Origin of the sequence: Arthrobacter sp. STN4 (genome assembly GCF_024539665.1) — a bacterium.
In the GTDB taxonomy this organism is placed as follows: Bacteria; Actinomycetota; Actinomycetes; order Actinomycetales; family Micrococcaceae; genus Specibacter.
Window position 1 is genome coordinate 94457 of record NZ_JAKZGX010000009.1, and the last position, 14712, is coordinate 109168.

A 14712-nucleotide genomic window follows, 5' to 3' on the forward strand; every position below is an offset into this window, starting at 1 on the left:
ACGCCGTCCCTGCCCTGCGGAATCGCGGCATCAAGGTCGCCAAGATTACCGGCGACGCCCACCAGATTGCCGTCATTGTGGCCGCCGAACTGCACATTGACGAAGTCTTCGCCGAGGTTCTCCCCGGAACAAGGACAAAAAACCACCGAACTCCACGGCCGCGGGCTGAAGGTGGCCATGGGGGCGACGGCGTCAACGTCGCCCCAGCACTCGCTCGGGCCGAGGTCGGCATTGCCATAGGGGCCGGAACCGAGGTCGCCATGGGATCGGCCAATGTGGTCCTGGCCGGCAGCGACCCCCGGGCCGTGCTGTCCATGGTGAACCTCTCCCGCGCCAGCTACCGCAAGATGTGGCAAAACCTCGTCTGGGCAGCCGAGTACAACGTCATCTCCGTAGCGCTTGCTGCCGGCATGCTGGCCTTGCCGGGATAATGCCCTCACCCGCCGCCGGCTCGGTGCTTATGTCACTGTCCACCATCGTAGTGGCTCTGAACACGCAACTGCTGCGCCGGCTCAAACTCAACCCGGCCAACGCCCACTGACCACGAACCAAGAGTTCAACCACCCTTCACCCATACAATAACCGACGACCCGACAGCCGCCCCCAACATCGGGAAAGGATCCCCGCGCACCCAATCCATGACGTGCCGGCGGCGGGATCCCCGCTGCCCGGGGTCGGCTGCTCGCCGTCGTCCTGGCCGTCATGGCCGGCCTCCGGAGCATGCACATCCTCGGTGGGGTGCAGGCCAAGCGCCTGTCCCAGCACCCCCCAAAAAACCCCAGAATGGGGACCTTGACCGGGATGGTATTTGCTCGTGGTTTGGGTTCCTGCGGGAAGGGATTCCTGGACCACGGAAACGACGGCTCATGCACTCCTTCCCGGCGGTGTGGCTCATTTCGAGGGGCAGGTGCGCATCGGCATCGGCTGTCGGCCCTGGTTGGATTAGGGCCGCCCGCGAAGCTTCGTTCGCACCAGGTGACCGAATGTTGCACCGGTGATGGCGCAGAGCGCGCCGACGAGGCCGATGATGGCGAAGGGGATCAGATGGTTCGTCACGGGGACTGTTCCTTGATAGCCGGCCAGCATGAACGTCCCTGCGAGGCAGAACCCGAAGAGTGCACTGCGGCTGAGGGCAGTCGCCCAGGTTCGGGAGAACAACCCGATGATGAGGGCAGCGAGCCCCCAGGGGACCAGGCTCAGCGCGGACCCCACGAAGATGTAGCGAGCGCCGATCAGGCCCAGGAGGGCGACGAGTGCCGCTGCAAGGATTAGCCCAAGGACCGTCATTCCGGGTTGTTTGCTCATGAGAGGCAGTATAGTATCGTTTCACGTACTACGAGAGACGGAGTAATTGATGGTTCGGCGCAAACAAGATGTGGCGTGGGCGGACCCGGCACTGCTGATCCTCGGAAGCCTCGCGGCCGGTCCGAAGCACGGATACGCGATCGTGCAGGACACCGAGGAATCCGCCGGGGTCACCCTCGGTCCAGGCACGCTGTACGCAGCTCTCTCCCGACTGGAAGCTCGCGGTTACGTGCACGCCCTTCCCGGTGAGGACCGCCGTCGCCCGTATGAGATCACGGCCTCCGGCTCGGCGCTGCTGACGGAGCGGTTGAAGGCGATGAGCAGTTTCGCCTCGCACGGCCTGGCACGGTTGAAGACGGCCCAGCCATGAGTCGCCTGGCTAAACTCGCACTGCGCTCGTATCCGCCCTCCTTTCGTGCGCGCTACGGTGACGAACTGGCCGCCCTGGTTGAGGAAATGCCGGGTTCGGCGCGTACGACGGCGGATCTGTTCGGTGGCGCACTCCGGGCGTGGGTCCGGCCGACTTTCACCGGCCCGGACGGCATACGCTTGCGCCTGCAAGCGACCATCTCGACCACCTGGATCGCGTGGTGCGCTGCTTTCCTGATCGTCCCGGCACTAAACAAGGCCCTCCTGGACCCGGCAGGGCCAGACGCCCTCGCAGCGGTCAGGGGGTTAATGGATGCCGCGACCGTCCTCCTCTGTCTCGGAGGGGTGATTGCACTGCTTGGCCTCGGCCTCATTGTGGCCCGCGTTCTCATTCCCGCCCTCCGGTCACAGGCGCGGAGGGTGCTCGTCCCGCTCATTCCCGCCATAGTCCTGGCGGTCGTTGTGGTGGTGGGGTTCCTGGCGCTTGTGTTGATCCGCCCTGAAGGAACACAGGCTCCGGCCGGCCTGTCCTGGGCCCTGACGGCCTGGTTGCTCGCGCTCGTGGTCTTCCTTGGCTGTTTGGGTGTTGGGCCGACCGTGAGCCTGCGGCGACTTGACGCAGGGATTTCGACGCTGCGTGCACCCGTGTTCCTCGGTTCCGGCCTTGCGTTCGTGTTGACTGGCATGTGCGGGTGCAGCGTGGTCGCAGTATTCCTTGGTCGCGACGCCGCACTGCTCGGCAGCGTCATCCCTGTGATCATCGTGGTCGTCGTTGCCGTCATCGCCTCAGTCATCGCCCAGGTGAGCTCCGCCCATGGCCTCAAGTCCGTGCACCAAAAATAGCCGCCCCACAACCCCCGGTCGCAGGACCAGCGCGCTCAGGTGACGGCACCGCCGCCAGCACCCGCTGATATCGGCCGGACCACTACGACGGTTGGCAAGGTCACCGGCCCGCTGCCCTCATGGGAGCAGGAGCCCGGTATCGCGTGCCACCACGCGATCTCGGCTCTCACCACATGAAGGTTCATCAAACAGTGGCGGCATCCTTTCGCCCCTCGCTAGCAGTGCAGAGGACACACCGCGATGTCAAAGGGGGAACGCTTACTGGGACAACTCACCCATTCCAGAAGGGGATCGACCTACAGCACGATCGGCAGATGGCCATCTGCGAAGGGGTGGCTGCCAGCAGTCGGCCCGGATGCGATCAACTATCGTGGCTGGGTGAGTATCCCCGTGAACGTCCTGCTCACGGCACTGAACACGGCCGGTGAGCAAGTATCCTGCCCGCGGGACGGCGATCAAACCGGCGCTGAAGCGCAGCCTTTCCGGCTCACGCAATTCGACAACCATGCATCGAATCGACGGCCTCACGAACGGTGACAGAATTGTTGTACCAGCCCGGCTTTCATCCCGTCAGCCAAACTCCCAAATCGTCGCGGATGGGACCGGTTTACGCTTTGGCATCCTCTATACGGGATGCCCCTTGCGGGACGTCACTTCGGGACGAGCCACGTACAAACTTTAGTTTGGCGTCAGGGATTGTTGGAGCTGAAGACCACTCGGCGGTAAATGCCGTCGTCATTCACGGCCACGTGGACCCCGCGCATAGGGTCCCCCGGCACGGGGCCCGAGCCTGCTTTTGACGTTGCCGTTCCAACTCAATCCGAGCCTCAAGGCTCGAAGGGGCGGATAGGGTCTCCATCAAAGCCATGCCAGCAGCCGCGCCCCTCCCTTTGCGACTGCCGGCCTTGGAAAGATGCCGTCGGAACATGAGCAACAAACGTACGACGACACCGGCTAATCCAACTACGAGCAGAGCGTTCTCCAATCAATCCATGGATTGGGCCTGGCTCATGGCTGCCAATATTGACTCTGCGCCCAGGTACTCGCGTGGTGCCTCAAGAGTCATGGAATCTGGGCGCGTGCTCATGGCCTGCTCCGGTCTTCAGTTTTGCCTAAATTCATACTTTCATTTTTCACTCGGTTCCTTTGCGATTTCTTGGACAGGCATAAGGAATTGCTGCTCAGGACTGGACCCGGGGCAGGAGGACGTTGACGACGGCCCCGCTCGCATGCAGCCCAGGTTCGACCATGATCTTCCCACTGTGCAGTGCCACGATCTCGGCAACCAGGGCGAGGCCAAGTCCATAGTGGCGGACGGCGTCGGACTTGCCGGCGGGCAGGCGCGACGAGGCGAAGCGTTCAAAGACCCTCGTCTCGGTCCCGGCCGCGAAGCCGGGGCCGTCGTCGATGACGCGGATGGCGGCGTCCCGGCCCTGGACGGTCACCTCAACTTCCACGCTCGTTGCGGCGTGGTCAAGGGCGTTGGCGATCAGTGCAGTAAAGACGCGCAGGAGAGCGACCTCCGAGCCCCGGACATTGACCGGGCCCGGGGATCCGGTCCGTCTCAACCGGATGAGGCGCTGCTGGGCCTCCGGTTCGGACAATGCTGTGGCACTGTCCGCGATCATTACGATGTTTACGAGGGAATGCCCTATGGTTTCGCGCGGATCCGACGACAGCAACAAGTCATCCAGTATTCCAGTCAGCATTTTGGCGTCATCCACAAGTCTGGCCACACCGGCCGCCACTTCGTCATCAGAGAGCTTAGAACCAGTGCCCTGGACCTTGCGGCGCAAAAGTTGGGCGCGGGTGCTCAACAAAGTCAGCGGGGTGCGCAGTTCGTGGCTGGCATCGGCAACAAACCGACGCTGCAGGGCCAAACTCTCAGCCATCGGCCGCATGGCACGCCGGGCTATCCAAATCGACAGGCCCGCAGCCATCGCCGCCGAGACGAATGTGGCTATCGAGATGGCCAGCACTAAGCGGTTTAGTTCCTCTTGGCGTTCGTGCTGGTTGACTGCCACCTGGATGACCTTGCCATCTCGGTACGTGGTCAGAACTGTATAGGACTTCCCGTCGATCCTCGCGTATTTCTGTTCGTTCCTATGTGACGCGGCGACCTGATCGATCGCCACGGTGTCGGGCAGACCGGGAGGCGCGGCATGGGAGAGCAGCAGCTGTCCGTGAGCGCTGATGGCGACGAAGACCCCCAACGGCGCGTCGGAGGGCGAATCGATCAGGGCCGCGCCGGCCAGTGTCTTGTTGGTCGATTCCTGGACACCGGCAGCCACGATCGAGTAGATGAGGGTGCCGAGCAGGACAAACAGCACAACGATCAACGCAGTGAATTGCAGAGCAAGCCACACCACGGCACGCCTAAGCTCGGTTTTGTCCCGGGTGTTCACGCCAACGGACCCAACCGATACCCCACACCGCGGACGGTGACGACGCAGGACCGCCCCAATTTCTTGCGCAGATAGTGCACGTAGGTATCCACCACGCCTTCGTCATCGGCTTCGGTAAAAACGCTGTCCACCAGGGCCTGCCGGTTGAATATTTGCCGCGGACTGCGGGCCAGGTGCGCCAACAGCCCGCATTCCCGCTCGGAAAGGACGACGACGGCTCCTCCGTCCAGTGTCACGGTGCGGCTCGCGCTCTCCAGCAGCCCCCCGGGGACCCGCACGGCATCCGAGACAGCCGCATGTCGGCGCAGCAAGGACCTGAGCCGGGCCAGCAGCTCGTCAATATCGAACGGCTTGCCGAGATAATCTTCGGCGCCCATGTCCAGACCCTCAACCCTGTCGGCGGGATTGCTGAGCGCCGACAGGATCAACGCCGGGGCCGTAACACCCTTGGCCCGCAGCCGGCCCAGGAGGTCAAGACCGTCCAGGGCCGGAAGCCCCCGATCCAGCAGGAGGATGTCGAAGCGCCGGGTCAATCCTTCATGCAGTCCGCGCTGGCCGTCATGGACGGCCACGACCGCATAGCCCTCGCCTTCGAGCAGTTCCCGCAACATCGACGCCAGCGCTGGGTCGTCCTCAACCACCAGGACGGAGAGTGTGTCCGACATGATTTGAAGTATAGGCGTCATGGACCGGCTCCAGGTTCCGCGGTGGCGTCCAAGAATCTTCTAAGAAAGCTCGCATAGCGTCGGGGGCAGGAGGCGCCGTGCTTGCGGCCCGGCGCCCGACATCGTCCACAGCGCAAGGAGCCCATCGAATGCCCCACTGGTCAAGCCCGGAAAATGACGAGGCCACGGCCCGTCCAACACTTGTCCAGCGGGCGGGCGGCTACTTCAGTCTCGAACGCCCCCGGCGACGGCGCCAGCCCGCCCCTGGCCGGTTCCTCGCCGCCGCCGCCGTCGCCATCATCGGTTCGCTGGCTGCCTGCGCGGCGATCGTGGCGGCCGGCACCGCCACCTTCCCGGCAATGGCCGGCTATGAGCATTTCCGGTTCTTGGACTATGCGAAGTTGACGGTGCCGGGGGTGGCCCTGGCATCCCTGGCATGGCCCGTTGTCACGTTGTTCACGCCGCGGGCACGGCTGCTGTTTGCCTGGCTCACCGTCGTCGTCACAATGGGCGGCCTGGCCCCTGACCTCTGGATCCTGTACCGAGGCGCCCCGCCCAACGCCGTGCTGCTCCTGGTGGTCATGCACCTGGCCTTGGCCGCGGTCACCTACCCGGCCCTGGTGTTCATCGCGCCGCAAAAGCCCGCGCCGGGCCCACCGGTCACTTTGGCGCCGACACCAGCCAGCGCCGCAGCTCCCCTGCGTCGATGAACGTGCCGTCTGCCAACTGTGCAAGGACGCTGCAGTCATAGCGTTCAGCAGCCCAGCGCGGACCGTCGGGGCCCATCGCGAACACCGTCGTCGCGAGCACGTCGGCGATGGTCAAGTCGGCAGCGACCACTGAAACGCTGGCGAACGCGCAGGCGGGGAGGCCCGTGCGGCCATCGATGATGTGCTCTCCCCGCTCATACGTGGCGGATGTGGCAACGGCCATGTCGCGAAGGGCGAGCACGGCCATCATCCGTTGCGGTGAGTCCGGGGATCGGATCCCGACGTTCCAGGCCGTTCCGCGCCCGCTGCCCCCGGCGACGACGACGTCTCCTCCGGCGTTGAGACAAAAATTTGCCAGCCCCAGCGTCCTGAGGCGCTGGGCTGCCCGTTGGGCGGCCCACCCCTTGACGGTGCCGTTCAGATCCGAGTCGCCGGATGCTGTTTGAAGGGAAAATACGCCGCCGGAGACCGCCGCGAACCGCGCCGCCAGGTCATGCACCTCCAGAAACAATGCGCCAGCCGTCCCCAGCGTCAGCTCGCCGCGGTTGAGCCGGCTGAGTTGGCTGCCGGGAAGGTACGGACTGAAAATAGCATCCGCCTCATGCAACAATGCGAAGGCCTCCTTGGCCGCCGCGTGATGGTCCCCCGCGTCACGGATGTCCAGGGACATGGGGATGCCCATGACGGTGTCCAGAAACCGCATCAGGGAACCTTGTCGATCGCCGACTGCACCGACTGCAAGTAACCGGTGGAGGTGTACGTGCCGCCGCTGACGGTGTCGACCTTGGCCGACTGCGAGGTGAGGACCTCCTGCAGGAGGGTGGGGGGCACCACCTGAGCGACTTGCTGGTCATAGTTTCCGGAGGTGGGTACCTGGAGGACCGTCACGCCGGTGATCTTCTTGCCGGCGAAGCTGACCGCCACCTGCACGTTGCCGTACGGCGTACTCTCGGGATCGCCCGTGATGGTCGTGACCGGCGAGCCCTTGCCGGTGCCGGTCGCCGCTGGGGGCGCACTGGGCGCCGCGGACTGAGTAGAGGTTCCAGGAGGGGCACCCCCGGAGGTTGTCGGCTTGGCTGCTGCGCTCGTGAGCGAGCTGGCGATGGCTGAGTGCTCCTGGGCCGAATACAGCCGCAGGCCGAACGTCGCACCCATGACAACGAAGATTGCCAGGAAAAGGGCCGTACCCGTCCACTTCCGTCCGTTCATGATCAATGTCCCATGCTCAGTATTTCGCGGTGGATCATTCGCTTGGATACCCCAAGCCGTGACAACGATTCCTCCACGGTGTGCGCCATCCCCAGCGGGCCGCAGACGTAGACCTCCCGTTCCGAGATGTCCTTGACCAAGCGTCCAAGCGGGCGTGCTGCCAGCGGATCGTGGCCCAGCTCCGCACGGCTTCCCAAGACGGTGTGCAGCACCAGGGGGTGGAGTGCACGCAGTTCACTTTCCAGGGCAGGCCGCTCCTTGCTTGTGCTCCGGTAGACCATCACCACATTCCGTCCTTCATTAACCAGGCTCTCGGCCAGTGCGCGCATGGGGCCGATCCCGGCGCCGCCCGCGATCAGCAGGACTTTCGGCCGCCGGCTTGCCTCGGGCGTGAAATGGCCGAAGGGGCCTTCGGCCAGGACCGCGGTGCCGGGCTTCAAGTGGCGCATCCGGATGCTGTGGTCGCCCAGCGCCCCGACGGTGATTCTCATCAGGCCGTCAGCGGGCAGCCGTGACAGGGAGAACGGATGCGCGGTCAGCATGTGGCCAACGCTGATGAAACGGAACATCATGAATTGGCCGGCCCGCACTCCCAGCTCATCCAGATACGGACCGGCAAGCCAGATGCTGCTCAGTCCGTTGCCTTCATCCACTACGTGGGACACCACCATGCGGTGCTTCCACGCGGCGGCGGCTGGGAGAATGAACCGCCACGTGAGGACAGCGGAGGCTGTGGCGAGGTAGAGCGCGATCCACACCGCGCGATTGACGGGGTTGTTGACGAAATGGACCCCTGCGCTCAGTTCGTGAAAAAACGTCAGGAAGACAGCCACATAGGCCGTGACATGCAGCCAGTACCAGGTCTCATAGGAAATCTTTCCTCGCGGGATGCGGGCGCTGCTGATCCCGATGACGAGAAACAACATTGTGCCGATCAAGGCGGTGAACATGTCGGGGTATGAGGTCAGGACCGCCGCCGTTGCTGCCCACGGAGTGCCGGACGTGAGCAGTTGGACCCCGAGGACCATGAGCAGGACGTGGCTGAGAATGAGGAAGAGGACGCTACTGCCGAGCGTCCGGTGCCAGCTGACCAAACGATCCATGCCGACGGCGCGCTCGAACCAGGGAACACGGGCGATCAGCAGCACCTGGGCGCAGACAAGAAACGCGCCGGCCATTCCACTGAGTTCGCCCAGGGAGGTTGCCGTGGACGCCGGAGTGAAGGTCAGCGACGACGGGGTGGCGAACCACCACTCCGCCAGGACGCCGATGATACCGGCAACGAGCAGGGCGCGCAGCAGCAGCCGCCCGGACCGGGCGGAGTGGCGTCGCCGCCGCACGGCGGCGGGAGCAGTCATGGATGCCATGCCACAAACGCTAGCCACCCGATCTTAGAAGTTTCTTAGGCGGCATCCCCCAAACCGGCGCGCCTGCAACTTGACGGATCCGACCCACCCACTACTGTGAGTGCACGGTGCAAGCACACGTGAGGGAGAAACCATGCCCGCCAGCGTCATCGCTGACACTCTCGGAATTAGCACCTACACTGCCGGCCAATGGGCACAACGCGCCGGTCACACCTGGAGCGACTACCCAAAACTCCGATAGGGCATTAATGCCCATACAAAGAACGAATACCTGCCGCCCCCGACATCGGTGGCCTGGTGAGCATGTTCGACATGGCCGCCTCGCTTATGGCGGGAAGGACTGGTGTCAGGATCCCCGAGAAGATTGTCAAACGTGGCCTTGGAATCCTGGTCCTGGTCATTTCCGCCTACATGGCCGTGCAGGCGCTCCTCTCCTGAGAGGAGCCGCGGCGACATACGGGAGGCCCCGGAGGACTCGATCCTCCGGGGCCTCCCGTATGAGCTCAACGGCTCCCCTGGTGCTGGGAATTTTCCAGCTACCGGCCGAACAGCTTAGCGAAGAAGCTTTTGTCTTCAGACTTTTCCTGCTCGTGCCCACGGCAGCGTTCAGAAGAGGGGACCCCGCGCATGACCTGATCAACGTGCTCACCGCAACCGGCCCACGTTGTCTTACCGCATTTCTTGCATGTCACCGCACGACACATCTGCTTGCTCCCTAAATATATGTTTGGATCGTTCCGTCAGTATACCCCATGGGGTATTTTGTTGCGATGGTGCTTTCTCGCCAGGCGGCAGGATTGTGGCCGTTGCTGTGCATAGATGCCGCCACGAGGATGCGGCTGCCGGCAGGCCTTCGCAGGGGTGTGCAACGGTGGCGGTGCCCGGCTTTCCCGGCACCGCCACGGGTGCAGTCAATCGGTTCAGATGCGGCCCGGATTAGTTGCTGGAAACAGATTCCCGCGTCTGTTGCCAGGTGGCCCATCCGGCGTAGCTGCCATCGAGCTCGACGACGTCGTAGCCTGCGCGGCGCAGGGCGCTGGCCGCGACGGAATTCCGGACACCGCTCTGGCAATAGGAGACGATGGTGCCCTCGGACGGGAGTTGGCCGAGGTTCCACATGACGCGGCCGCCGCTGAGCTGGTGGGAGCCGGGGATGTGTCCGGCGGCGTGTTCGGTGCGGTTGCGGACGTCCAGGACCATGGCGGCGTCGAAACCGTCAAGCTCCGCGGGTTGGATGAGTTTCGGTGTGCTCGCGGGCAGGCCTTCGATGCTGGTGATGTAACCGGCGACGCGGTCGATGCCGACGCGGACCAGGTGGTCCCACATCTCCTGGGCGGCGGCCTGGTTGGGGGCCAGCAGCACGAGCGGGTTGTTGTCCGTTTCTGGGTTGACGACCCAGGCGGCGAAGCTGGCGGTGGATTTGCCGGCCGGGACGTTCAGGGAGCCGGTGACGGTGCCCTCGTGGACTTCGGTATTGGAGCGGGTGTCGATGAAGGTCACCGTGTCCGTGGCGAGGCCGGCCACGACGTCGGCGGTGGCGAGTTCGGCCAGCGGGGTCCGTTCGCCCATCACGGCGGGGCCATCGCGGTTTTTGCGTTTCATGCGGCCGAAGTAGGCGTGGGCGTCGGGCTGGCCGTCGAGGAGTTCGTTGATGAAGCCCTGTTCGTCGTTTGCGGCCAGGTAGGGTCCCCACCAGGAGTAGAGCCGTTCGTAGCCGACCGTGGAGGAGGGGATCGCGCCCAGGGCCTTGCCGCAGGCGCTGCCTGCCCCGTGGCCGGGATGGACCTGGACGTAATCCGGCAAGGTCAGGAATTTCTCCCCCAGGCTGGTGAAGAGCTGCTTGGCACCGGCGAAGCGGGTGTCCACGCCGCCAGCGGCCTCGTCGAGCAAGTCGGGGCGCCCGAGGTCGCCGGAGAAGACAAAGTCCCCTGAGAGTAGGTATCCCGGGGTGTCGGCGAATGCGCCGTCAGTGATCAAAAAGGACAGGTGCTCGGGGGTGTGGCCCGGGGTGTGCAGGGCCTTCACCGTGATGTTGCCCAAGGTGATCTCATCACCGTCAAGCAAGCGCTCGGCCTCGAAACCGTACTGCCAGTCCGTACCTCCCTCACCGGAGACATAGGCCGTGGCGCCGGTCGCGGCCGCCAGCTCCCGGGTTCCGGAGAGGAAGTCGGCGTGGATATGCGTTTCGGTGACGGCCACAATCTTCATCCCGTTCGCGGCAGCCAACAACTGGTACACGGCGACATCACGGCGGGGATCGACAACAAGTGCTTCGCCCTTGGCCTGGCAGCCGATGAGATAGCTCGCTTGAGCCAAGTCTTCGTCGTAGATGCGCTCAATAAGCATGGGAGGCTCTCCTTGCGTGGGGTCGGTGATGGAGCCCCCGATGGGGAACCCGCCGTTGTTCTAACCACAACAATAATACCCCCTAGGGTATTTGTCAGGCGCTTGAATGCGAACCCTGGGACGAAAGGCCCACTTCAGGAAAATTACCCGCCGGGGTATACAATGAGGAACTACTTACACTACTTTGGAGCCCGCCATGGAACTTGACGCGAAAGAACTCACCCCGGTCATCAACCGGCTCAAACGTGCCCAAGGCCAGCTCGCCGCCGTGACCCGGATGCTCGAAGAGGGCAGGGACTGCAAGGACGTCGTCACCCAGCTCGCCGCCGTATCCAAGGCCCTGGACCGGGCCGGCTTTGTCATCATCGCCACCGGCCTGGAGCAGTGCATCAGGAGCGAGGACCCCGGCATGGCCAAGAAAGACCTGGAAAAGCTCTTCCTGTCCCTTGCCTAAACCGGCTCCGGAAAGTCAACCCCAAGGAGTACCCATGAGCTACACGCATGCTGTCACCGTCCCGCTGACTTGGACAAACGCGGTCCAGGCAACCCGCGATGCACTGGCCGAACAGGGCTTTGGCATTCTCTCTGCAATTGACGTCCGCGCGACCCTTGCGGCCAAGCTCGGCCCCGACGCCGCCGACGCCCTGGGCGACTACCTCATCTTGGGGGCATGCAACCCGACCCTGGCCAGCCGCGCCCTCGCCGCTGAACCAGCACTGGGGGCGCTGCTGCCCTGCAACGTGGTCGTCCGACGCGGCACTGACGCCACCGACACCACCATCGAGGCCATCGACCCGCAGACCATGGTCCAGCTCAGCGACAACCCGGCAGTTAGTGAGATCGCCGACGACGCCGGCACCCGGCTCCGCGCAGCCCTGGCCGCCCTGAGCGCCGCACAGACGCCCCGGGATTGAGCAACGCCAGCCACCGACCCAGCACATCAGTGGCCAATGTTGACGGAGGGTTCGCCATCAGAGACGGCAACCTTCCGGATTCGACGTGCGAGAGCGGACAGCGGGCTTGCAACGCCTCGCCCATGCCCGTTCCTACGCCCGCGTCGCTGAACAGACCACGGCGGGGCGAATCCCGGCGCAGTGTGTGCGCCCGCCCCCACGGAACCGTGACGGAAACCGGCGCCGATGCCCTCTAATCAGTCGCGGTGGGCAGCGTAGTCCTCATGCCCCCGGCTTTTCAGGGGCACTTACCGGCGGTTCGGTTTCGGCGCTCGTTGATGCCGCGCCTGATCGCCACCACAATCCAGACCAGGGCGATCAGCCACAGGAAAATGCTGAGATGTGGGAGCACGATGGCCAGGGTGATGAGGAGGCCAATGGCGATGATGTCCATGGCCAGAACGAGGCCATACCGGCTGTTGGGTTTGCTGATTTCTTGCTGGCTCATGGCTTCTCAACGGTCCTCTCGATGGTGGTGTCGGTTGATTCGTCCGTCTCCAGAAGAGTCGCAAGGTCCGAAAGAGCGGGGATGGCTTCTTCGATGAGGGTTTGGCGGTGGCGCGGCAGTCTGGACAAGGCGTTGGCCACCCGGCGTTCATTGGCGTTTTGCCAGGACTGCAACAATTCCGCCCCGGTTCTGGTCAGTCGCAGGTTCTGGGCGCGCCGGTCTCCGGGGCGCGGGGTGCGGCTGACCAACTGTGAAACCACCATTTGCTGGATCAAGTTGCTGACGGTGTTTGTCGCAAGGCGCTGTCGGGCGGCGAGCTCGCTGACGCCCAGGTCGGGTTCGTCGGCCAGCCGCTGGAGGATTTCCACCTGGGCCATGGGCAGCGCTTCCCAGGGGAACTCATGTCGAACGCTCGAGCGCAGAACGCGCCGCAACCGGGTGATGACGTCCGTCAGGGACCAAGCATCCCCGACCACGTGCAGCGGTTCGTCGGGGGGCTCGAGAAGCGCTTCTGCCGTATTGGTCATGACCCCATACTATCTCCACTATCACTTTCGATATTTTCTGACATAGAATAGTTCTATGTCAGAACAACTTGCCCTGGAGGTCCCCGGTCCAAAAGCGTGGTGGGAACGACTCTTTCGTGAGCCCGCCAGGCCCGATTGGGTCCGTCGCCGGCCCTCGGCGCCCTGGCTTGTGGTCGCCACGGTGTGCATTGGCGCGTTCATGGGCCAGCTGGACGCGAGCATCGTGACGCTGGCAATCCCCAGCATCAAAACGGACATGAACGCCTCCCTGGCCCAGGTTGAATGGGTCGCCCTGATCTACCTGCTGGTCCTGGTAGGCAGCATCTCCGCCATCGGCCGCCTCGCCGACATGCTCGGCCGCAAGCTCCTGTACACCTACGGCTTTGGGCTCTTCACCCTGGCGTCGCTGGGATGCGCCCTGGCCCCGGACATCACCTGGCTGCTGGTGGCCCGCGCGATCCAGGCAGTCGGCGCGGCAATGCTCCAAGCCAACAGCGTCGCACTGATCCGCACCAGCATGCCGGCAGGCAAGCTCGGCAAGGCAATCGGCCTGCAAGGCGCAGCCCAGGCAGTCGGCCTGGCCATGGGCCCCTCCGTCGGCGGACTCCTCGTCGGCGCAGGAGGCTGGCGCTGGGTGTTCTACGTCAACATCCCCGCCGGCATCATCGGCCTGGTACTCGGCTGGTTCCTGCTCCCCCGCACCCACATCAAAGCGCCCAAGGTCCGACTGGACTGGGCCGGGCTGCTACTGCTCATGCCAGCAACCGGCGCACTCCTGCTGGCCCTCTCCGAGGCCTCACGGCTCGGATTCGCCAACCCCCTGGTCGCAGCACTGCTGGCCGCTTCCTTGGTACTTTTCACCGCTTTCGTCCTCTGGGAACGGCGGGCACCCCACCCCCTGGTCGACATGGGACTCTTCCGGACTGGCACCTTCTCCCGCGGCATCACCACAGGCCTGCTCAGCTACCTGGTCCTCTTCGGCGTGCTCTTCGTGACGCCGTTGTATTTGGAAGCGGCGCATTCCATGCCCCCGGTGCAGGCCGGGTTGTTGTTGACCATCTTGCCCATCGGACTGGCACTGATCGCCCCCGTCGCCGGGACACTTGCGGACCGGCTTGGGGCCCGCGTCCCCACTACCGTCGGCATGGCCCTGGCGGCCGCCTCGTTGGCGGTCCTGGCCTTCTCCGGCGGAAATCTCTGGCTCGCCGGTTCCGCGTTGGGCGGGATCGGGGTGGGTCTGGGTTTGTTCACTCCGGCCAACAATGCCACCGTCGCCGCAGCCGGCCACACGCACCAGGCGGGCATGGTCAGCGGGGTGATGAACATGACCCGAGGCGTCGGCACCTCCCTGGGCGTGGCCTTCGGAGCCGTCCTCTACGTCCTGGCCTCCGGTACCACAACAACCGGCGGACGCGCCCCCGCTTCCACTGCCGGATTTGAACTCGCGATCGCAGTGTTCGCCGCCACGGCCTTGCTCGCCGCCATCCTGGCCGTCTCCGGCAAGCGGCAGGCCGGGTCCTGAAGGCTTCACGGGCACGGCACCCGACGGTACCTGCGTCGGGTGC

Annotated in this window: 17 protein-coding genes; 8 read left to right on the forward strand and 9 right to left on the reverse strand. The window is 64.5% G+C overall.

From position 1 onward, the window contains the following. Window positions 1-44: 44 nt before the first annotated feature. A complete protein-coding gene (locus MMF96_RS09130; protein WP_309145227.1) occupies window positions 45-431 on the forward strand; it encodes a hypothetical protein in 387 nt (128 codons plus the stop codon). Between the two features lie 511 nt (window positions 432-942). Here the strand turns inward: MMF96_RS09130 and MMF96_RS09135 are convergent. Beyond that, window positions 943-1305, reverse strand: a complete 363-nt coding sequence (locus MMF96_RS09135; RefSeq protein WP_256883342.1) for a hypothetical protein — start codon at window positions 1303-1305, stop codon at window positions 943-945. Between the two features lie 49 nt (window positions 1306-1354). On the opposite strand from MMF96_RS09135, the gene MMF96_RS09140 reads away from it, so the two are divergent. Further along, window positions 1355-1675, forward strand: a complete 321-nt coding sequence (locus MMF96_RS09140) for a PadR family transcriptional regulator (RefSeq protein ID WP_256883343.1) — start codon at window positions 1355-1357, stop codon at window positions 1673-1675. Continuing rightward, entirely contained in the window at window positions 1672-2517 is an 846-nt protein-coding gene (locus MMF96_RS09145; RefSeq protein WP_256883344.1) for a hypothetical protein, read from the forward strand. Before MMF96_RS09140 ends, MMF96_RS09145 begins: the two co-directional genes overlap by 4 nt. Before the next feature lie 1181 nt (window positions 2518-3698). Here the strand turns inward: MMF96_RS09145 and MMF96_RS19795 are convergent. Then, window positions 3699-4922, reverse strand: a complete 1224-nt coding sequence (locus MMF96_RS19795; RefSeq protein WP_256883345.1) for a HAMP domain-containing sensor histidine kinase — start codon at window positions 4920-4922, stop codon at window positions 3699-3701. Next, window positions 4919-5587, reverse strand: coding sequence for a response regulator transcription factor (locus MMF96_RS09155; RefSeq protein WP_256883346.1), 669 nt, complete (start codon window positions 5585-5587; stop codon window positions 4919-4921). Before MMF96_RS09155 ends, MMF96_RS19795 begins: the two co-directional genes overlap by 4 nt. A 149-nt stretch (window positions 5588-5736) precedes the next feature. On the opposite strand from MMF96_RS09155, the gene MMF96_RS09160 reads away from it, so the two are divergent. After that, window positions 5737-6297: a DUF6069 family protein gene (locus MMF96_RS09160; protein WP_256883347.1), complete on the forward strand. Its 561-nt coding sequence runs from the start codon at window positions 5737-5739 to the stop codon at window positions 6295-6297. Here MMF96_RS09160 and MMF96_RS09165 read toward each other — a convergent pair. Genes MMF96_RS09165 through MMF96_RS09175 form a run of 3 tightly spaced genes read right to left on the reverse strand, consistent with a single transcriptional unit; the run spans window position 6248 to window position 8864 of the window. Then, window positions 6248-7000: an FAD:protein FMN transferase gene (locus tag MMF96_RS09165; RefSeq protein WP_256883348.1), complete on the reverse strand. Its 753-nt coding sequence runs from the start codon at window positions 6998-7000 to the stop codon at window positions 6248-6250. The two genes, MMF96_RS09160 and MMF96_RS09165, sit on opposite strands and share 50 nt — an antisense overlap. Beyond that, window positions 7000-7506, reverse strand: a complete 507-nt coding sequence (locus MMF96_RS09170; protein ID WP_256883349.1) for an FMN-binding protein — start codon at window positions 7504-7506, stop codon at window positions 7000-7002. Before MMF96_RS09170 ends, MMF96_RS09165 begins: the two co-directional genes overlap by 1 nt. Window positions 7507-7508: 2 nt before the next feature. Continuing rightward, a complete protein-coding gene (locus MMF96_RS09175) occupies window positions 7509-8864 on the reverse strand; it encodes a ferric reductase-like transmembrane domain-containing protein (protein ID WP_256883350.1) in 1356 nt (451 codons plus the stop codon). A 306-nt stretch (window positions 8865-9170) separates the two neighbouring features. Between MMF96_RS09175 and MMF96_RS09180 the strand changes: the two genes are divergently transcribed. After that, complete coding sequence (locus tag MMF96_RS09180; RefSeq protein ID WP_256883351.1) at window positions 9171-9311, forward strand: hypothetical protein; 141 nt, start codon at window positions 9171-9173, stop codon at window positions 9309-9311. 498 nt (window positions 9312-9809) lie between these two features. Here MMF96_RS09180 and MMF96_RS09185 read toward each other — a convergent pair whose 3' ends face one another. Further along, window positions 9810-11219, reverse strand: a complete 1410-nt coding sequence (locus MMF96_RS09185) for a rhodanese-like domain-containing protein (protein WP_256883352.1) — start codon at window positions 11217-11219, stop codon at window positions 9810-9812. Between the two features lie 196 nt (window positions 11220-11415). Here MMF96_RS09185 and MMF96_RS09190 point away from each other — a divergent pair, with 196 nt between their 5' ends. Together MMF96_RS09190 and MMF96_RS09195 are read left to right on the forward strand one after the other, a co-directional pair. After that, entirely contained in the window at window positions 11416-11673 is a 258-nt protein-coding gene (locus MMF96_RS09190) for a metal-sensitive transcriptional regulator (protein ID WP_256883353.1), read from the forward strand. A gap of 34 nt (window positions 11674-11707) precedes the next feature. Next, window positions 11708-12133 carry a DUF302 domain-containing protein gene (locus MMF96_RS09195; RefSeq protein WP_256883354.1) on the forward strand — a complete coding sequence of 142 codons (426 nt, stop codon included), beginning with the start codon at window positions 11708-11710 and terminating at the stop codon, window positions 12131-12133. Between the two features lie 277 nt (window positions 12134-12410). On the opposite strand, the gene MMF96_RS09200 is transcribed toward MMF96_RS09195, so the two are convergent. Beyond that, window positions 12411-12620: a hypothetical protein gene (locus MMF96_RS09200; RefSeq protein WP_256883355.1), complete on the reverse strand. Its 210-nt coding sequence runs from the start codon at window positions 12618-12620 to the stop codon at window positions 12411-12413. After that, window positions 12617-13147 (reverse strand): MarR family winged helix-turn-helix transcriptional regulator, encoded by a 531-nt coding sequence (locus MMF96_RS09205; protein ID WP_256883356.1) that lies wholly within the window; start codon window positions 13145-13147, stop codon window positions 12617-12619. Before MMF96_RS09205 ends, MMF96_RS09200 begins: the two co-directional genes overlap by 4 nt. Before the next feature lie 55 nt (window positions 13148-13202). Here MMF96_RS09205 and MMF96_RS09210 point away from each other — a divergent pair, with 55 nt between their 5' ends. Next, entirely contained in the window at window positions 13203-14669 is a 1467-nt protein-coding gene (locus MMF96_RS09210; RefSeq protein ID WP_256883357.1) for a DHA2 family efflux MFS transporter permease subunit, read from the forward strand. The last annotated feature ends 43 nt before the right edge of the window (window positions 14670-14712 follow it).